Origin of the sequence: Olivibacter sp. EAT-5 (genome assembly GCF_044784325.1) — a bacterium.
Lineage (GTDB): Bacteria > Bacteroidota > Bacteroidia > Sphingobacteriales > Sphingobacteriaceae > Olivibacter > Olivibacter oleidegradans.
On the sequence record NZ_CP173028.1, the window covers coordinates 121,714 to 141,774 of the forward strand.

The 20,061-nt window shown below is 41.4% G+C and carries 11 protein-coding genes; 1 reads left to right on the forward strand and 10 read right to left on the reverse strand.

Annotated features, from left to right (window positions below):
* Positions 1-195 precede the first annotated feature (195 nt).
* Entirely contained in the window at positions 196-1,458 is a 1,263-nt protein-coding gene (locus ACH11B_RS00565; protein ID WP_377610259.1) for a DUF2264 domain-containing protein, read from the reverse strand.
* Between the two features lie 184 nt (positions 1,459-1,642).
* Between ACH11B_RS00565 and ACH11B_RS00570 the strand changes: the two genes are divergently transcribed.
* Complete coding sequence (locus ACH11B_RS00570) at positions 1,643-3,061, forward strand: HTTM domain-containing protein (protein ID WP_207303802.1); 1,419 nt, start codon at positions 1,643-1,645, stop codon at positions 3,059-3,061.
* Between the two features lie 95 nt (positions 3,062-3,156).
* On the opposite strand, the gene ACH11B_RS00575 is transcribed toward ACH11B_RS00570, so the two are convergent.
* The 9 genes from ACH11B_RS00575 to ACH11B_RS00615 all read right to left on the reverse strand — a co-directional run bounded on the left by ACH11B_RS00575 (position 3,157) and on the right by ACH11B_RS00615 (position 20,034).
* Positions 3,157-4,857 (reverse strand): hypothetical protein, encoded by a 1,701-nt coding sequence (locus ACH11B_RS00575; protein WP_130858003.1) that lies wholly within the window; start codon positions 4,855-4,857, stop codon positions 3,157-3,159.
* Positions 4,858-5,445: 588 nt separating this feature from the next.
* A complete protein-coding gene (locus tag ACH11B_RS00580; protein WP_242627382.1) occupies positions 5,446-6,693 on the reverse strand; it encodes a sorbosone dehydrogenase family protein in 1,248 nt (415 codons plus the stop codon).
* 130 nt (positions 6,694-6,823) lie between these two features.
* Entirely contained in the window at positions 6,824-8,149 is a 1,326-nt protein-coding gene (locus tag ACH11B_RS00585) for a DUF5690 family protein (protein ID WP_130858000.1), read from the reverse strand.
* A gap of 20 nt (positions 8,150-8,169) precedes the next feature.
* A complete protein-coding gene (locus tag ACH11B_RS00590) occupies positions 8,170-9,330 on the reverse strand; it encodes a TIGR03364 family FAD-dependent oxidoreductase (RefSeq protein ID WP_377610262.1) in 1,161 nt (386 codons plus the stop codon).
* 149 nt (positions 9,331-9,479) lie between these two features.
* Complete coding sequence (locus ACH11B_RS00595) at positions 9,480-10,433, reverse strand: metallophosphoesterase (protein WP_130857998.1); 954 nt, start codon at positions 10,431-10,433, stop codon at positions 9,480-9,482.
* Positions 10,434-10,454: 21 nt separating this feature from the next.
* Positions 10,455-11,942 carry a SusD/RagB family nutrient-binding outer membrane lipoprotein gene (locus ACH11B_RS00600; protein WP_377610264.1) on the reverse strand — a complete coding sequence of 496 codons (1,488 nt, stop codon included), beginning with the start codon at positions 11,940-11,942 and terminating at the stop codon, positions 10,455-10,457.
* Between the two features lie 28 nt (positions 11,943-11,970).
* A complete protein-coding gene (locus ACH11B_RS00605) occupies positions 11,971-15,138 on the reverse strand; it encodes a SusC/RagA family TonB-linked outer membrane protein (protein ID WP_377610267.1) in 3,168 nt (1,055 codons plus the stop codon).
* A 261-nt stretch (positions 15,139-15,399) separates the two neighbouring features.
* Positions 15,400-16,992 carry a RagB/SusD family nutrient uptake outer membrane protein gene (locus ACH11B_RS00610; protein ID WP_242627381.1) on the reverse strand — a complete coding sequence of 531 codons (1,593 nt, stop codon included), beginning with the start codon at positions 16,990-16,992 and terminating at the stop codon, positions 15,400-15,402.
* A 75-nt stretch (positions 16,993-17,067) separates the two neighbouring features.
* Positions 17,068-20,034: a SusC/RagA family TonB-linked outer membrane protein gene (locus ACH11B_RS00615; protein ID WP_377610269.1), complete on the reverse strand. Its 2,967-nt coding sequence runs from the start codon at positions 20,032-20,034 to the stop codon at positions 17,068-17,070.
* Between the last annotated feature and the right edge of the window lie 27 nt (positions 20,035-20,061).

Sequence of the window (20,061 nt, forward strand, 5' to 3'; positions counted from 1 at the left end):
AAAGGATAGTATAACTTAACAATTAGCTAAAACGAAAGGTCTCCAACCGGGGAGATTGAAGACCTTTACTAACCAATTATAAACCTAAATTATGATGACACAAAGATAATAAGGAGCAGGTACATCGCAAAACTTTTTTTGGGGTTTTAACATATTTTAACATTCTGCTAAAACATTTTAACACCTATTTTAGTCTTAAAAATCTACGTGGTAATCCTTTCTAAAAGGCTCTCCTTTCCATGCTTTTAACATGGTCCATTCTTGAAAAGGGTCCGACCAAAAAGGATGTTTTTCAGGCAAGCCTAGGGGCAAGAAAGATAATGATGTTAAATACATACTTCCCGTATTACTATAACTGTCTGCCAAACCACTTTGCCTATCCCCGATAATCCCTAAAGTTAGCCAACCATCCTTTGTAAAGCTCTCCGGAATAAACACCCGCCTCTTCACGGCTGTTATTGCACTCCTAACTTGTGCAGGTGTAATCCAATCAGGCAGGGCATCTTCTAAGGCCAGTTGCGCCAAAGGCTGAAAAATGGCCGTACGATAGGTTGCCGATCTTCCGAAGATCGGATACGTTCCTTCCGGTGAAATCATGCGCTCCAAAAATTCGGCATATCGTTGCATGCGTTTATACGCCCGATCAAATTCGTCCCGTGTACGGCGCCCCTGTTTCACATTCACTCGTAAAATATCCACCAGCATGGGTTGAATAACATAACTATTATAATAATCGAAACTAAAAACCGCTCCATCACTATACCATCCATCTCCCTTGTACCAAGTCACGATCTTCTCAATAGCATAATCAATTCTTTTTTCCTCCACATTTTCACCTATTTCCAAAAGAAAGCTTTCTATCATAGCGGCAAAGAGCAACCAATTACTTTCGTAAGGCTTTATGCGTCGAAGCTGCTTAAATTCGTGGATTAATTGTTGCTTAGTACCGTCGCTTAGCGGTTCCCACAATACCTTCGGGGCCTTCACGAAAGCCTGTGCTAAAAAAGCAGCATCCACTAGGGGTTGAGATCCTTTGTCCCAACTTAGGTAATCTGCGCTTTTCGGATCAACTCCCTTTGCAATACTATCCTGCAATTGCTTCTTTAATCGTGATTGGATTACTTTTTCATTGGCATTCACCTCCTCTAAAGCAAGCCAGGGCCCCATACCAACAGCTAAACGACCTAAAGCTTCTAAATATCCGACTCCTATATCGCGGTTATCCCATATCGGACTGACCCGCATATCCATATTTTTTCGTAACAGGCCTTTACTCATATTGTCAAGTACCGGACTCGCTATCTTATCCATTAACGAGACCCAATAAGCCCGATCGCGTGAGCCATTGATCGACGCTGTATCGTTATTTATTTCAGTACGAGCAAGTAAGGTTGAAGGTTTATATATACCAACCAGTCCGGCCAGGGACAATCCTTTTAAAAGGCTTCTTCTTTTCATGTTAAGTCCGTATACGGTTATCCTCCAAAAATAGGTATTTAATGAACATATTCTAACTCAACAGCAACCTTATGGCTGTTTTTAAGCAATATACAGTGTCAATCAGTATGGTTGTGTTTTTTTAAAGCAATGACCTGAAAACCTATGCCGCAAATTTTGCAAACTTAATATCTGTTATGTAAGTTTGGTTACAGAAGATACCATGCAGATGCCTTGGCTTTTTAAAAAGATCGACCATATCCAACTCATTCTTTTTAGGATATTTTTTGGGCTCTTGGCTTTGCTGGAATGTTGGGGGGCTATTGTAACGGGCTGGGTAAAGGAAACCTTCGTCGACCCTAATTTTACATTCCCCTTTTTTGGTTTCGAATGGACCCAATTTTTATTAGGAGATATCATGTACCTTTTATTTGTGGTACTCGGATTATCTGGGCTCTGTATCGCAATCGGTTACCGTTATCGGGTCAGCATTCTCCTGTTTAGTTTGGGTTGGTCGTTGGTTTATTTCATGCAAAAATCAAACTACAACAATCATTACTATTTAGTGATGCTCATTGCATGGTTTATGGTTTTTATGCCGGCGAATCGCGCACTTTCACTGGATGTTAGACGAGGACGTACAAAAGGTCAGCAAAGCATGTTTAATTGGCAACGCTATTTATTTGTTACTCAATTATTGATTGTATACACTTTTGCCGGTATTGCAAAGTTATATCCCGGTTGGTACAATGGACAATATTTGCATTTACGACTTTCCGATTCGTCAACTTGGTACCGTACACATTTTTCCTGGAGTCATTTCGCCGACCTACTTTCTTCTGAAAATTTTGCACGACTATTATCCTGGCTTGGCATTGGCTTTGATCTACTGGTAATACCCCTTCTATTATGGAAACCTACACGTACTATTGCATTTATCGCCGCACTGCTATTTCATATTTTCAATTCAATCACTTTACACATCGGTATCTTCCCTTATTTTGCTTTAGCATTAGCTATATTTTGTTTTCCACCTGAATTAATTCGAAAGCGATTTGGACAATATTTGACGAATAATCCATATCGTGTCGTTTCATCTCCTCCCCGCCCTTTGAGCAAATATTTATTGCTTCTATTGGCTTCTTATGTACTCTGGCAACTCTATTTACCGTTGCGCCATCACCTAATAGCAGGTGACGTACTCTGGACGGAAGAAGGCCATCGCCTGGCATGGCGTATGATGCTCAGACGAAAATCCGGGCAGATCACATTTTACGTTGTTAATAAAGAAACCGGTAAGAAAGAACAGATTCGGTTAAACGAATACGTAATGCCCCATCAACTACACCTTGTCAGTACAGCCCCGGATGCTATTTGGCAATTCGCCCAGCGCTTAGCAAAGGAATATAAGCAAAGAGGACAAGTAGTTTCGGTATTTGCGCAAAGTATGGTTTCCGTAAATGGTAGCCCCTATTACCCATTTATTGATCCCACCGTTGATTTAGCGGCAACTTCCTGGAGATATTTTTCCCACCAACACTGGATTCTGGACGCCCCCGAAGAAATTTACAAGAAAAACACACCCATACCGGAATATTTCCTGCCGCAAATTCGAGCGTATTAACAATCCATCCGAACCTTAAATCAACAAGATCGCAATCCGCGAATCACCGTATTAGCTTTTATATTTGCACGGTGTTGTATAGACATTCTACTCATTTATGCTAAGGTTTTTATTTGCTTCGTTTTAGCCAGCAAATTTGGCGAGATTTGTTGAATCGTTTTTTCTGAAAAGTCTAATACATGAATCGTTGCTGTCGATTCGGACTCACTTAGTTTACACAACATGTTTGCTGATTTTCTTTGTGTGATTCCTGCTTTGAAGACATAAACGTTTATTTCTTTTTGAGGAACAGCCAATAAAGAGGAGTCAAGCGCTAAAAAATCAGGCGTACCAATGATAACATAATTAAAGTGTTGCTTAAGCGTTAAGAGTATTTCTTTTAACCCTGCCTTCGCAAAAAAATGCTGCAAGCTCCCGTAGTCATTCAAGCCGGATTCACCTTTCACGTCGCCCGTTCGAAACGTTTTAACAATATTAACCAGTACCGGGCCTTCCGTTTTCTTCTCCATCGTTTGACAAAGCTGATTCTTTATACGCTCAGCGTTGCCAATAAACTCAATAAAATCGTATGTATATACGTTATCCATATATTGTCGATCAAATTGATTTGAGAGATTTATATGAAGCACTTCATTTCCAAGCTTCGCCAATAAAGCTCCAAGTTGTACACTTATTATATATTGTTCTTTTTCTGCCTCAACAGAGTTAAAGACAATAAGACTTGGCTTTTTTGCTAAACGTTCAACTTCTTGAATGAGTTCTCCGTAGTTAAAGGCAACAAGCTCTTGATTTACATTTTTATTTAGCTCCAGCTTACTGCTTTCTGTTCGAAGCGAGATGTCAAGGTCTTCGAGCCGCTTTACAATGGGGGATTTATACCTTCTAAAAAAGCCAATAAAAAAGGGTATGATCCCTACAAAAACAGCAAGCAACAAAACAACCCATAACCATTTCAATGCACTGTTGGGAAGTAATATGTACCGAGAGATCTCGGCGGGTTGCACCGTTTGAATCTGAGGTGCTACCAATGAATCCATTAAATCACTTACTTGTGTTTGACTTAATTTTTTTTGATATCGCTCAAGCTGATCTGAATAAATCTCCGTGATTGAATCCCGGCTATTGAAAAGGGCGATGAGTTTTTCAGAAGGTTGCCGCGTATAGAACCTTTTACGCTGTGGGACTCTATTTGGCTTAAGGAGCTCCCTTTTTTCAGTGTCCAGTTTGTTAATAAGATCATCTCGCGAACGTTCAATTGGGATAAAATAAGAGGTATCGTATTTCGATTTTTCTTTATACACCTGCTGTAGCTTAGCCAACTCTTCATTATACGATCTAATCTGTTGTTCTAAAGAAGCGTTATTGATGAAATACGCCGGTAATTGGTTAAATTGGTTAAGTGGAGTTTTCAAATATTTTAAGATCGCTTCTATTTTTCTAATGATAAGCTGCTTGTTGGTCTTTGAAACTTTATTGGCCCCATTTTCATTAATAGGCCGTAATTCACTTCGTTCAGCACGTAGTTGCTCTTCAACCTGCGTATTTAATTGTAAAAGTTGTTTATTGGTCAGCGATAAACTATCTTCTAATTGCAACAAGGCACTTTTACTTGTTATCACTTGTTTCACTTCAGTTTTATTGCCAAGCGTTACACGCGCCATCAGGTACGTATAAATCACTCCTCCAATAAGAAGTAGACTGGCTAATGATAAAATTAACTGCTTTCTGTTACGATAAGCATCAACACTTTCCTTGGCTATAGTTATTATTCTCTTTCTTCTATTCTTCTTCTGCATTACGCCCCCTTTGGAGCTTAATACGAAATAAAAGGAATCCTAGTGTAGGTGTGTCGATATTGTATAGTAAACAGTATACCAAACAGTGAAAAAATGAGGTATCCACATGGGGAAATCGCTTTAAAAAAAGAACGTTTTCTTTAGTCACTTTTTTCCGCAAAAAGTGACGCAAAAACTCATCGCTTGGAACTTTGCTACAACGGCAGTGCATCAACGTGCAAACCGCAAATTTCCTAGGCGATATTTTGGCAGAACGAGGGCTTTTACTTTTAACCAATGTATTACATCTTCAGCCCTAAATATAGCCTTGTGCGTGGGAAAAGCGGCCTTGGAGGATACCGCAGCAACGAGCAGCAAAGCATTTGCACTCCTGCTCATTGTGCAGTATCCAAGCGGATTGAGGAAGTGAAACGGCTCCAATACGTGCCGTTGATGCTTTGCCATCAGTTGCAAGGTAGCCTACACAGCCTTGGGTTTTGTTCAACTTTTTGCCAAGAAAAAGTTGATTAAAAAAATCGTTCCTTTAATATAAACACTTTCATTTGTGTGTTAAATCGAAACTAAAGCGTTCAGCAGAAAAAGTAGTTGTTATCCTTTAGCGTTATAAGTAATTTTATAGATGGTTCCCTGCAGGTCATCGCTTACATACAAAGCTCCATCCGGACCCTGAGCCAATCCGCACGGTTTATGTTGACTGGGGCCCGTCGGATTTTTCAAGTCGATTCCTGCAAAATCGTCCGCAAAAATCTCCCAATTCCCTGTCGGCTTACCATTCTTGAAAGGCACGAAGGCGACACAGAAACCCTTATGCAGTTCCGGCGATTGATTATGAAAAGCAATAAAAGCGCCGTTCCTATATTTCTCAGGAAACATAGTCCCTGTATAGAAGAGCATCGCATTTGGCCCCAGGTGTGCTGGAAATGCCAGGGCGGGCTCCAAGTACTTACTATCACCTTCTTTTTTACCATCCCCTCCAAATTCGGGAGCCAGTAATTTTTTATGCCGAATATGATCGTAGTAAATATAGGGCCAGCCCGCATCAGCCCCTTTTTTTAGCTCATATAACGTTTCAGCGGGATAGGTAGCCGAATAGGTTGCATCAAAATATTGCGGAAACTTTTCATGAAAATTGCCCCGGCCATGCTGTAAGGCATAAAGTGAATTGGATACATCGTTCCATGCAAATCCCATCACCCCCTTTAATCCCGTTGCATACTGTTCACCATCGCTGTACTCCTGATTTAACTTATCGGCGTCAAATCGCCAAATACCTGCTACGGAATCTAGTAAAGGACAAGATTTCCCGTCTTTTGTTTCGTCTGCACAGGCATCTGAATAGGAGGCAACTGCTACATATAAATTCCGTTCCTTATCAATCACCAGCGGTTTTGCACCATCAATGGCATGCGCAACCAACCCTTTAACTATAACCTCAGGGTGGTCCACATCAGTCACCTGCTGATTTTGATCGAGCTTATATCGATATACAGTTGTGTTAGATGATGCATACAGATATTTTTGATCGACTAAAATACCTGTGCCGGTATAATCACCAAAAGCGACTGTTTTGTCGATCGTCCCGTCACGATCCGTGTCTGACAAACAATAGATTCCCTTTCCATCTTTTAAATTATTCAATTTAACGTATACATCGCCTTGCTGACTGACCGCAATGTGACGCGCCGCGCCTAAAGAGTCTGCAATAACAGTAGCCGAAAAACCCGGTTCTAGTGTAAGTTTGGCTGTTTTCGGCTCTTTCTTTGCAGGTGATGAGCAGGCAAGACAAGCACTTACGAATGCAAGCACACTCGTTTTTTTTACAATTTTTTTAAACATTGTTTTAGCTGTTGTTTTAGTATTAATCCGACACCTAATCATTGTAGGTTATTGAATGTAAAACTAAAAATATCGAGCAATTTCCGCCTAAGTGCTTTGTATCTTTTGTGTTGCACTCATTTGGATGGATTTATTTTAGTATGATATCCGCTTCAGCATGAACCGATTGTTTTTTTTTCGACCTTAACTTATCCGTAAAAAAAATAAATATGGCAAGGAGGAGAATTAGGCAAATGGGGGTAATGGCGTAAGAAAAATAAATTAGTATAGATGACCACCTCACACCCGGTAAGCCGAATTCTTTAAATAAAAGAAGCGCTACACTTCCGAGATATCCAACAGAATCGCAGATGTATACAAAAAAACCAGCATTTGCTTTCAGCTTAAACAGTGCAATAATTCGTTCAAATAGGACTGTTTGTACCGGTGTATAAGCCAGGAACAGCCCAATTCCTAATAACATCATCCAAGAGTAAGCATTTAAGTAATGCATTTGAAAGAGCAGTGTACCGGTACCACTCAAAAGCACACCAAAAACCATTAATATGAGTGTGCACAGAAAACCCTTGTGATTATTTCGTATAAAGGCAATCAAACCCACTGACAGAATCACAACTATACTACTGATAATCTCGGTGGTGGCAAAAACAGTCCCCACGTAGCCTGGTTGGATTTCATCCCAGATCTCTACCGAAAAATTATCACGGAAATCACGCATAACGGTTAAAAATGCATATACGACAACGATTGTCACTACTCCGACACCATAAAGTGCCATCGTATGCTTCCTTGTTTCTTTATCCATGGGTATTCTTTCCGTTCGCAATAGTCGGTCCTTTTCGTTAGGTACGGGAATAACGGCAAGCATCCATACAAATAGTAGAAAAAAGGGAAAGAACAGCGCACCAACAATAAAAGGCATCCAAAATTCACTAATGTGAATTTGTTGTTGTATAAAAACGTATATCGTTTTGAGTACGCCGGATGCCACGATGATACTTATGTTTAAACCGAAACCTAATAATTCCGTAAATCGTCGCCCCTCTAGAAAGCTAAAAACAATCCCCCAAATCATCCCTAAAGGGAGCCCGTTTAGAAATAAGCAGATAAAATTGTATGGAAAGGGAACAAGGGCAAACAGCAATAGGCTGAGACCGGCCGCTAGAATAAGTGAAATAATCAGCCAAACACGTTGGGCGCTTTTTAGCTCGGCAATTACCTTGATACCGATAAACTTGGACAACATATAGCCAAACACTTGCGCAATGATAAGAACAGATTTATAGTCCATACCAAAAAGACGCAAGCCGTCGTAATGACCGGTATTGAAAGGTTTACGGAAAGCATACATGCAAAAGTACGCTCCGAAAGCGGCGATGGAACACCATAAAATAAAGGCAATATCCGATGTGCGCGACAACCAGGTTGTCACGTTACTTTTCTTTGTATTTTCCATTGTGTATTGACGATTCGTACCTAATGATCGAAGAGTTGCTGAATACTGGCTTCCGTGTAACCTATTCCTGCCGTCATGCCCTTTCCTCCAATACAAGTACGGATGTGGATGTCATCTGTTACATTTATTTCCACAATATTCTTCTCAGGGTGTTGCGGGTAATACCCTGCCCAGCTACCGGCGATTTGTTGTACATCGAAATTGACAATACGTTGCGCCTCATTAAGCATCAACCGATTGATGTAAGAACTAATTTGAAAGCCTAAATCATCCACTTGATTCGAATCGGCATATTCATGTGAATCACCTATAATAAAACTTCCGTCAGTTGCCTTTTTGAATAGTATATGAATACCCCATTTTTTAAGTTCAAGATAATGCTCGGGCGTGCCAATTTGGTTAAATGAGGGACAATACATTTCAAAACTTTCATAGCGTCTAATGGTCAATCCTGTCAAAATATTACCTTCCAATTCAACTTTCGGCATTGGAACCGTACGCAGCATCTGTAATTTACTAACCATTTGTCCGCTGGCACTGAAGATATCCGGAAAGAGTAGTTTAAACTCATTGCCATTACAGATCACCAACTTAGCCCCCAAGTAAGATGTGCCATTCGATCTTCTTACGCAAACACCTTCGTTTAATTGCTCGGCACCAATTACCGGTGCATTATAATTAAGTGTTAAATTTTCAAACCGCGATTGCATATAGGCATGTACTCGATGAATCATCTTGTCGGGTTCTAAACTTACTTCTTGAGGAAAAAACAGCGCTTCTTGCACGTAAGACGATCGAATAGCCGGGTATTTTTTCAGCACTTGATCACTGCTCAGCAAATCACAGGCATATCCTACAGTGTCATAATGCGTCTTTAGTTCGTGAATAAGTTGTTGTTCGTCTTTATCAGAAGCAATGTAAACACTTCCATTATTGCGCACCGAAATATCAAATTCTTTCTGGAGTGCTTGATAAACTTCAAGTCCTTTTACACCATACCAAAACCATTGATCCACCATCCCGGAAGGTACGGCCTGACCGAAGTTTCGCACGGTTGCGCCTACAGGGTAGTTATCCTTCTCGAGTAAAAGCACTTTTAATCCTCTCAGAAGCGCATGGTAAGCATGAAAGGTTCCCAAAATACCACTTCCTACAACAATAAGATCAAATTTTGCTTGCATTGTTTTAATCGATAAAAAACCAATTCCATTTATAAGACAATTATAAACATTGTTTATTATAAATAAACAATGTTTATGTTAATTTTTTGTTAAGAATAAAGAACTAAGTCATGTTAATCCGTAGGAACATTGATGTTAATCTGTTTCGGTTAATAATAAATGGTTTCGTATCGGCTCGAGCCATCTTCGTATAAGTCCAATATAGAATATGCGGGCGGGAAATCATCCAAAACGCCATTCCACCAATTCCCCGAAACGGCTCCGCCACAATAATAACAGACACCCAAATAATCCACTTGGTCTACATAATGTACATGGCCGCTGAGCGCAACTTTAACTTTGCCACTTTCCTTGAATATTTTTTTTACGTCCATTACGTCCACGTGTTGATCCCCCCCTGGGAAGCCGAGTTCTTTGGCAGGTTTACGTTGTGCGGCATAAAGTAGGGGAGTAACGGATATAATAGGTACGTGCGAAAAAATCAGTACGTGCATATCTTTCGGTGTATTTGACAACTGATCTTTTAACCATTCGAGTTGCTCTTCTCCAAAAGTATAGCCACCCTTATCAGTTACATAATGAATACTATCCAAGGCAATAAATCGCCATCCCCCCTTATCAAAAGTATAATATTCACCAGGTAATCCCAACTTCTGCTTAACCCATTGTTTTCCATAATACGCATCGTCCTTTGACGTCCCGTATGCTGCATGCTCCGAAGAAAGGTACCAGACATCGTGATTACCGATACAACTTTTGACCGGCAGATGATTGTATTGAATAACTTCATCCCAGGCTGTCCAAAGGTTGGTTACCTCTTCCTTTGTTTTATTATTCATGTCCATAAGTGAATCACCTGTGTTAATAATCAAGTCCGGCTTATCACTTAATGTATTTACATCCTTTAACACTTTGGCAAAGGCAGCTTTTGGATTAGCTTCGTTAAGCAAATGGATATCTGTAAGATGCGCAATCCGCAGTGCCCGTTTTATGTTTTTCTTATTTTTCTCAGCGGCAAAAGCGCTTAGATTGGCAAAAGCAAGTAAAGAAGAAGCCGACAACAAGCCTGCTCCTTTTAAAAAATTTCTTCTTTGATAATTCATAAGAGATAATGAATTTGCTTACTATTTAATCAACCACATGATATCATTCTGGGTATCAGAACCCTTGAATTGTCGTTGAAGCGCTTCTTTTAAATTCGCTTCGTTAGTACTATATTCCGCAGTGGGATAAGCCCATCTTTTTGGTATTTCATTGTTATTTGCGTTTGCAGGCCCAACACTGAATGTTGGAACTCCTGTGCGTCTCTGTTCAAAGAAGGCCTGTTTTCCGGAGTTTTCGAAGAAGGCTACATATTTTTGTGTTAAAATTTGCCGAAGACCATCTTCATTATTTCCCTTATAGGGATTGCCCGCTAAGAATGTACTGATTTGATCAGCAGGCACACCATAGAATTTCATGGACTCTTCGATACCTAATTCAAAATGTTCCGCAGCGTTGCCTGCCGCCCATCCACGATTAACACCTTCGGCCAAAGCAAATTGAACTTCTGAGGCTCCGAGCTGTATGGCCGGAATACCGGAAGGGGAAGCTATCCAATAATCAAAATTGATCATCGAAAGTTGGCCCTCGGTAGCCTGCTTCAAGAGTGTGCTTTGTAGATCACCGGTTTTTCCTCCCTGAAAAGCGGTAAAAGGATTATCGGGATCAGCACGGAGCCCTTCTGCCGGAAGCGCCTGAATTAGTAAGCGCGGATCTCTGCTTTCCTTTAGAATATCTACATATGTAGCGCCTAACGTATTACGTGCATCTCGCTTAATGACGATACCATCTGAAGGCCATAAAGGATACATGTTGATGGTGTTGTATAGTAACTGAAAATTATCCTGATTGGATAATATAAGCGGAAATTGTGATGGATTGGCCAATAGCTCGGCAAAACGTTCTTTTACACGTAAGTCAGGCGTATCATCCGCACGCTTACTCAAATCCATCAATACCCTCAATTTAAACGAATTCACCAACTTGCGCCACTTATCAATTTGCCCGTCATAAAAAAAGTCGCCTTCTAACGAAGCGCCCTGCGCCGCGTGCGCCTCAAGCTCGGTATTAGCCTCCTCTAGCCAGTTCAACACTTGTGCATATACCGCTTGCTGTGTATCATATTTGGGCTGAAAGTTGTTGTCAGCCTCTCCTTTAATAGCTTCTGACATCGGTATATCACCAAACATGGCCGTTGCCCGGCAAAAAAAATAGGCTTTGAAAAATTTAGCCATACTGAGATAAACAGCACCGAGTTCACCGGCCTTTTGCGCCTCCACTTCCATGCGATTTACGTCGCGGAGTGCGCCATATGCGTCCTCATAGGATCCGGTAGTCCAATTATAAGGCTGTCCGGCATAATAGGCCTCATTCTGCGTCATGTATTGATTGTGACGCTGATCTTGGCTCCAAGGCGCATCGGAAGCACGCATCAATAATCCGGTGAAAATAAGTTTAGGCGCGGGGTCATAAACGGCGGCCGGATCTTTTTGTAGATCTTCAATTTTTTTACAGGCACTCACCATGCAAGCTAGCAGCAAAATGAGCGTTATTGATTGGAAGGTTTTCATTAGTATATTTTTCGGGTCCATGGAAGTATTAGAAAGTTGCATTGAGGTTGATGCCAAAACTCTTGACGGATGGCGTCTGGTAATCAGAACTAGAACCTGTAAACGGATCCAGATCCATATTTTGCGTCCCTTTGCCTGTAAAATAGAACAGATTGCGCCCGACTAAAGAGACACTTGCCGTATCAAAGAACTTGGTCCGTTTGAGAAAGGATGACGGGAAGTTATAGCTCAACACAATCTCTCGCAACTTTACAAAGGTTCTTTTCTTCGTTGCAATGGGATCGGATTGATAATAATTGGTCGCCCACGCTTGCCATAATACCGGAATATCATTTGGAGCGAAAACACGTGTGTCAGAAATTACATTCCCATCTTGATCGGCATTCAATTGACCGCTGACGATTTTTACGCCGTCCGTCATAACACTACCTTTATACCCGTCCACATCTCGATTTTGCCAGTCCTTTAAACGGTACTCATTGGCAGATTCCGGATGAGTGCCTGATCCCCACTGTTTGGCGTCTTGTACATTCTTTATCAAACCACCAAATCGGCCATCGAACATAAAACTTAAGCTAAAGGCCTTATACTTGAAGGTGTTGTTAACACTGACAGCCCAGTTATTATCGCTGTGTCCTATTTTCGTCATATAAGGATTATAGGCAGGTAGACCGTTTGTCCCTACAATAAGCTTCCCTTCATCATCCCGTTGGAAATCTTTTATATAATAACTGTCCCATCGTTCGCCGACATGGATATTTCCATAACGATTTTGCACGCCGTCAATTTCATGTAACCAGGCATGATTCGTCGAGGCATTGACAAGCACATTCCACGAGAAATTATCACGGGCAATGGGCGTACCATCTACACTTAACTCCAGCCCCTTGCGTAAGAGCGTTAAACCATTTGTCTGTCGAGCACTGACACCCGATGTTAGGGATGTAGCAAGCTCAATAATCCGCGGCCCTTCTAAATTTCTAAAAACAGCTGCATCTACGCCTAGTCGTCCATTAAAAAATCTAGCCTCAAGCCCTAGCTCAAATGTCTTCACACGTTCCGCCAACAAATCAGGATTAGGCAATACACCGGTATAATTAACGCCGGTATAGGTATTTTCCCATCTCCCATAATTACTATAAAAGGGTAACAACTTGTAGATATCGTACTGGGCATCTTCGTCTACAAAATCACTGGCAACGTCTGCGTAAGCACCGCGCACTTTCAAGGATGTTATCGCTTTGGGCATGCTAATCATTTCGGAGATAATAGCACTAAGAGACGCCGATGGATAAAAGTAGGTGTTGTTTTTTAGGGGCATAGTGGATGATTTGTCAACACGCCCGGTCAAACTTAAATACAATAAACTCTTGTAGTCGAGATCAATAAAACCATATACACTTCCAACCTGTCTGGAAGCCCTATCGTTAGTGGCAATGGTAGGCATAACCGAATTACTCAAGTCGTACACTCCCGGTACTGTTAACCCACGGTCAGTCCGTGCAAACAGCGATTTAGCGCTCACGGTTCGCAAGTTCCCGAAAATGGATCCCGTGAAACCAACATCTTCAAAAAACCGGTCTTGATACTTTAAGGACGCTTCCGTATTGTTTTCCCAAAAGGTATCATACGTTTCCTGATAGCCCCCCACTCTACTTCCACCAATAGTGTAGCCATATAAGTTGGCTGATATCGGGATTTTAATTGTGCGATTCCGGTTCCAAGTACTAACACTCGTACGAGCATTGAAAGACAGCTTCTCCGTTAACTTATAGTTCATCATGATATGTCCATAAATATCATCTTTATCATAAGTTCGCAGGTTTTCATAAGCTGTCATCCAAGGGTTATCGTAAATCGTATACTCTCGATTATATTGTTGTACATTCTCTTTGCCCGGTTGCCAATAATTTCGGAGATCATTAATATCGTAATCCGCGCCTCCCCAAAGCGTTAATATATAAATGGGACTTTGCGGACCATAAGCTAAATTCGGATAGTTGGGTGAATATTGTTTATTATAATTGATACTCGCATCAAAGCGAAGCTTACTGCCGGCATTAATACCGCCAGAGAGATTTACGTTGGTTCCTCCTAATTTTGTGTTAGGTGTCGTGCCTTTCTGAAACATCTGGGATGCCGACAATCGGAAATCTCCCCGATCTCCTTTAGTGGAAATAGCCAGGTTATTTGTACTTAATAAACCATTTTCCAGAAACTCCTTTAAATTGTCTTTTCCTTTTGCCGTCCAAGGCAATGGCACCAGTTCGCCGGTTTGCGGGTCAAGCGGACTGTTATACTGTGTAATCAGTTGCCCCTCGAAACGCGGCCCCCAAATATTGTAATCATTATCATTAATCCCGCCCCCTCTACCGTCTTTAAAAGCATATTCATAATTGGAACCGGGACCGTACGCTGTTTGAATTTTTGGTATCGCATTATAACCGGTCTGTAATTGGGTACTCGAATTAAATTCGACTTGAAAGCCTTTGTCTCGAGCCTTGGCACGTTTTGTAGTAATGACAATCGCACCATTTTGCCCTCTGTTACCATATAGAGCGGCAGCATTAGCGCCTTTCAATACAGAATACGACTCAATATCATCAGGACTTAAATTCCAGGAATCTGTATTAATGGGCATACCATCAACTACAATTAACACATTATTACGCCCTCGTAAAGTAATACCGGGGTCACCGAAGAGATTGGTGCTTGGTGTGATCGTGAGACCGGCAACCCGACCTGCCAAATTGGAAATAGCACTCGGCTCACGCGCTTTTACTAAATCCTGCCCTTTTACTTCCTGAATAGAATAACCAACCGCCTGCTTTTCCTTTTTAATACCTAGTGCGGTAACGACTACTTCATTTAGACCCTGTTGATTAGGTGCGAGGGCAATAATAAGTTCTTTTTTTGTATCGACAATCATACGCTTGGTCAAATAGCCAATAAAGGCAATCTGTAGCGAGTCAGCCGAATTTGCCGAAACATTAAAATTTCCATTTTGATCGGTTGACACCATTTTTCCGGTGCTCATGTTACGAACGGTCGCGCCGGGAATGGTTTCGCCGGTCAGCGAATCGGTTACTTTTCCGCTGACTACGGGAGATTGCCCGAAGGAATAGCCATAAAGAACCGTCAACAGGAGTAATAGTATTGATTTCTGCCGTAACTGAGATGAAGGTTGAACTAACATAAACAAACTTTTAACATTAGGTGTTTTTAAACACAACAATATTAAACTTTGTATATTATTAGTAAACTATTTAAATATTAAATTTTGGTTAACTCCAAACATAGACTAGCTAAAAACAAATCAAACTACTAAAAAACAACCATTTAAAGTTATTAAACCGAAAATAAAGAGTAAAAACCGGCACTTGCCGTTACTTAACAATTGTTTATAAAAAAAGCCGTTCTTTGCAGAACGGCTCAGTTTTAAGACAGGTTTAGCGTGCTAGTAGCCAGGATTCTGTATTAATTTCGTATTCAATCTCATTTCGCTGGTAGGCACCGGATAAATGCGATAGGTTGGTGCTTGCCCTCCGGGATTAAATCCCCAAGCATCTTCAAATTTACCAAAGCGTATCAAATCATTCCTTCTCCAAGCTTCCCAAGCAAACTCCCTTGCTCGTTCGTCTAGAAGAGTTTCTAAAGTAATACCCATTACTTCATCCGCGCCCACACGCCTACGGATCTTATTTACAAGTACATCTGCTGTTTGTGATTCACCTTTCACGGTGGTTGCCGCGGCACCTCGGAGAATCGCCTCGGCTTTCATTAGATAAACATCCGCCAAACGAAATACTGGCACATCATTGTTAGAATCACGATTGCTGGGATGCGTATTCTTATCGGGGTAGTACTTTATTGAACGTACACCGCGGGCTTTGCCAAGTTCATCATTGCCGACGTCCATCGTAGCTTCCAAACGTAAAGGCATTTCGGGCGTAAATTCCAATTGCCATTGAATTTCTTTCCCTGGGTCCGGCCCGCTATAGCTTGCATCTAAGCCTTTATTGGTTGTTTTGACCAAAATCGGATTACCATCAAAATCTACTTGTTTTCCAGCCAGCCAAGTCTCATTGCGTTTGTCGCCCGCTAGATTAAACAAACGATAGAAATCGGCGATAGTGCTTAAGGCAATACTCGGTCTAAAGGGTAAATCGTATTTATCTTGTAGAGCTGTATGCAATCCGAATCGTGAGAATTGATTTCCCGGAGCCACATTGGCATCATAAGGCACTGCAAAGATGGTCTCGCTGTTTGGACCATTATCCGGCATGAACAAGCTTGTAAAATCGCTCATAAGTGAAAAATTTGATTCAGTCAGGAGCTTATCAGCGTACGCCACCGATTCTGTATATTTCGGCGTACCCGTATAATATTCGGCGTTTAAGTAAAGTTTCTGCAGCATTACATAGGCTAGCCAACGAGTTGGACGACCATAAGTCAACATACCTGTCTCGACCGATAAATCAGGAACCGCAGCCAACAACTCCGTTTCGATAAAATTAAAGACCTCTGAACGACTTGAAGTAGCTGGTTGTTCGGATGAACCGAAAGCAATCGAAATGGGTACATTTCCATATAAATCCATCATAAAAAAATAGAAAAGCGCTCGCATAGTCCGAATCTCCGCTAGGGTTTGTCTCTTCGAATCACTCTCTACCGCATCTTCGAACAGTGCCAACAGCCGATTACACGTTTGGATACCACCAAAGCCCCATTCCCAAACCGCTTTAATCGTTGGATGATCCGGATTCCAATTATGTTTATGCAGCATCCTATATTGCCCACCATCATCATAATTCCCATCTCTTGCAGGGATAATAGCTTCATCGGTAGAAAGTTCCTGCATACGCCAATAGTTAACAGCATAACCAGACCTCAACTGTGTATAAATGGGTCCTGTTGCAGCCACAAAAGCTTCCGGTGTATTTGGAAAATTATCGGGAGTCAGCTCCGACTCAACAGGTACGTCCAGCTTCGTACAGCTTGCAGCTATCATCCCAATAAACATGGCGATTAAAAATATTCTTTTTTTCATCTTGTATATCTTTAGTGCAATACAACCATCATTATTTATCATATTGCTGTCTACTTTATTGAACATTAAATTCCATTAAAAATTCACGTTTAAACCCAACATGAAGGAGCGAGTTTTGGGGTAATAATTGCGATTATCAATTCCCGGCTCTATCCCACCCATGCTAATCTCAGGGTCAATTCCTCGATAATTTGTAATAACAAACAAGTTATTAGCACCCACATATATTCGAATCATACTTTTGTCCTTCTTAAAGTTATAACCTAAGGTCGCGTTATCTAAACGCAGATAACTCCCGCTCTCAACAAAACGATCCGACAGCAAATAGGCATTGTTATCATTAATAGGCTCCCGCTCATCTAAGGTAAACTGTGGTATATTCGTTTGCGTAGCATTATTAGGCGCATTCATATCGGCTAGGGTTGCATTGATAATTTTATTACCGGTAACTCCGCGGAGAAAGAAATTTAAGTCAAAACTCTTATACTTAAAGGTATTGTTCCAACCATAAATCAGTTTAGGTTGCGCATTACCGATATAATAAAAGTCGTTTGACGTTGGTGCAGTTGTTAAGTTCCCATCTTTATCATAGAACTGCGATACACCCTCGGCGTTCTTTCCGGCATAACGCCATGTATAGATGGAACCCAATGCATAACCTTCTTGTACACGCTGCGAAGCATTCCCCGATTGTCCTCTACCTCCTAAGTAAGCGGTTTGTATCAGCGGCAATTCAAAATTATCATTGCTCAGTGATGTCATTTTATTGCGGTTATGCGCCAGGTTAATAGCTGTTGTCCAGCTAAAACCATTTCGGTTAACCGGAGTAGCCTGCAAAGCGAGCTCGATTCCTTTATTGGACATTTCACCGGCATTAGCTGTCAATTCAGGTACAAAATATTGCGTAGCTGATACGGGATAAGTCCATAGCAAATCGGAGGTACGCTTGTCATAAACATCCACCGAACCGGAAAGTTTATTGTTAAACAAACCAAAATCCAACCCGATATTAAGTGTAGCTGTTCGTTCCCACTTTAAATCGGGGTTTTCATTTTGGAAAGGTCCAATCGCATTAACGAAGCGACCGTTATAATAAAAACGCCCTGTACCTGCATAAAGGAATCTGGATGTAAACACGTTGAATCCTTGTGAATTGCCGGAAACGCCGTAACCGGCACGTAATTTCAGGCTACTGATAACCGGTAATGCTTGCATAAACGCCTCCTGATCAATTAACCACCCTAAGGATACCGCTGGGAACAAACCCCATTTATTGTTTTCGCCAAAGGCCGATGATCCATCTCTTCTTAAGCTGGCTTGTAATAGATACCGGCCTTTATATTGGTAGTTTGCCCTACCGTAAAAAGAAATGAGTCTTAATGTCTGAATTCGCTTGGTACCATAATCGACCGGTATTTCGTTTGAATCGCCCAAACCCGGGTTGTTATAAGACAAACCATCCGTCACAAATCCCTGGTTAGTAGTTTGAAAACCATCTCCTAAACGATCCTCTTGCCAAGAATAACCAGCTAACAGTTTTACGCCATGCTCACCGAAGCTACGATTGTAATTAAAGAACGACTCCAGGATTTTTTTTGTATTACTAACGGTATTTCGGATAACGCGTCCGTTTAGATTCTGCGCTAATCCTGAAAATCGGTTATAATAGACATTACTGTCAATCCGTTCATCTTGATAAGACACATTGGTGGTAAAATCGAATCCTTCGAGAATAGTTACTCTCGCACCACCGCTTGCCAAAAACACTTTTGTTTTTTGACGGATATCATTGTTATCAATAAGTGAAACAGGATTCAGATAGCCGCGAGTTACTGAAAAGTCTTCGGTATAAGAGCCATCCGGTTGTTTTACAGCAACTGTTGGCAAATAGGTCAGCATATTGCTGTATACCTCATTGGGCACCAACTTACTATCTGTGTTACTATTGGTAATATTTAAGTTGAGCTTTAAGCGATCGTTAAAAGCGTGTTGTTCCATATAACCTCGCACAATAAATCGTTCCATGGAAGTGCCTTTAATAACCCCTTGATTATTTAAGTAATTTACGCTGGCACCATAAGAAGAGCTTTGACCACTTCCACTAAACGACAGATTGTGATTATGGGAAATACCTGTGCGGCTTACCTCTTCTTGCCAATCCGTATTGCTCCCATCATCTTGGGCAGCCGTTTTACCATTTTCACCAAGGTAGGCACGCAAATCTTCACCACTTAACATGTCAATGGTGTTGGAAATCTGCTCGGCTGCCACATAGGTACTATAAGAAAGCCGGGTAGCACCCGCCTTAGCTTTCTTAGTGGTAACCATAATTACACCATTAGCTGCCCGAGAGCCGTAAATGGCTGTGGAAGCCGCATCCTTCAATACGTCAATGCTTTCGATATCATCCGGCGCTACCAAATCGATGGAAGCACCCGGCACCCCATCAATTACATAAAAAGGCTCTTGCGACCCTGCGCGCAAAGTAGTTGGGCCTCGAAGAATTACCGTGGGTTTTTCATTTGGATTACCGCTTCGGGTTATGTTTAAGCCCGCAACTTTACCTTGTAATAACTGCCCGGGCGTACTAAAAACCCCGGCGTTGAACTCTTCGCTACTTACCGAGGTAATTGACCCGGTAATTTCGCGCTTGCTACTTGTACCATACCCAACAATAACGACCTCACCTAAACCTGTTGCTTCTTCTTGCAGTTTAACACTTAATGTTACCTGTTTTCCTGCACTCAGCTGATAATTCCGCAGTGTGTCCGATTGATAGCCTATATAGCTAAAGACAAAGTCATAAGGACCTCCAAGCGGCATCTGCATGAATTGAAATAGTCCTTTCTCAGATGTGCTCGCTTGAAAACTCTTTCCACTACTTTGATTAATGGCCTTCACGCTTACCCCAATAAGCGGTTGGCCCAGCACGTCCTGCACGATACCTGATACCATGGGTTGCCCCTGCCGCGCATAAACATGCTGACAAAGCACACAGGTAATCAGCAAAATGCTTGTTTTTAGTTGCTTTAATACATTCATTTTGAAATTAATTTAATTAAGTGTTTG

What these genes read in the sequence shown, in the direction of transcription:
- ACH11B_RS00575 (WP_130858003.1), bottom strand. Translation starts at nt 4,857, where the DNA reads ATGCAGAAGAAGAATAGAAGAAAGAGAATAATAACTATAGCCAAGGAA.
- ACH11B_RS00590 (WP_377610262.1), bottom strand. Translation starts at nt 9,330, where the DNA reads ATGCAAGCAAAATTTGATCTTATTGTTGTAGGAAGTGGTATTTTGGGA.
- ACH11B_RS00595 (WP_130857998.1), bottom strand. Translation starts at nt 10,433, where the DNA reads ATGAATTATCAAAGAAGAAATTTTTTAAAAGGAGCAGGCTTGTTGTCG.
- ACH11B_RS00565 (WP_377610259.1), bottom strand. Translation starts at nt 1,458, where the DNA reads ATGAAAAGAAGAAGCCTTTTAAAAGGATTGTCCCTGGCCGGACTGGTT.
- ACH11B_RS00610 (WP_242627381.1), bottom strand. Translation starts at nt 16,992, where the DNA reads ATGAAAAAAAGAATATTTTTAATCGCCATGTTTATTGGGATGATAGCT.
- ACH11B_RS00580 (WP_242627382.1), bottom strand. Translation starts at nt 6,693, where the DNA reads ATGTTTAAAAAAATTGTAAAAAAAACGAGTGTGCTTGCATTCGTAAGT.
- ACH11B_RS00600 (WP_377610264.1), bottom strand. Translation starts at nt 11,942, where the DNA reads ATGAAAACCTTCCAATCAATAACGCTCATTTTGCTGCTAGCTTGCATG.
- ACH11B_RS00615 (WP_377610269.1), bottom strand. Translation starts at nt 20,034, where the DNA reads ATGAATGTATTAAAGCAACTAAAAACAAGCATTTTGCTGATTACCTGT.
- ACH11B_RS00605 (WP_377610267.1), bottom strand. Translation starts at nt 15,138, where the DNA reads ATGTTAGTTCAACCTTCATCTCAGTTACGGCAGAAATCAATACTATTA.
- ACH11B_RS00585 (WP_130858000.1), bottom strand. Translation starts at nt 8,149, where the DNA reads ATGGAAAATACAAAGAAAAGTAACGTGACAACCTGGTTGTCGCGCACA.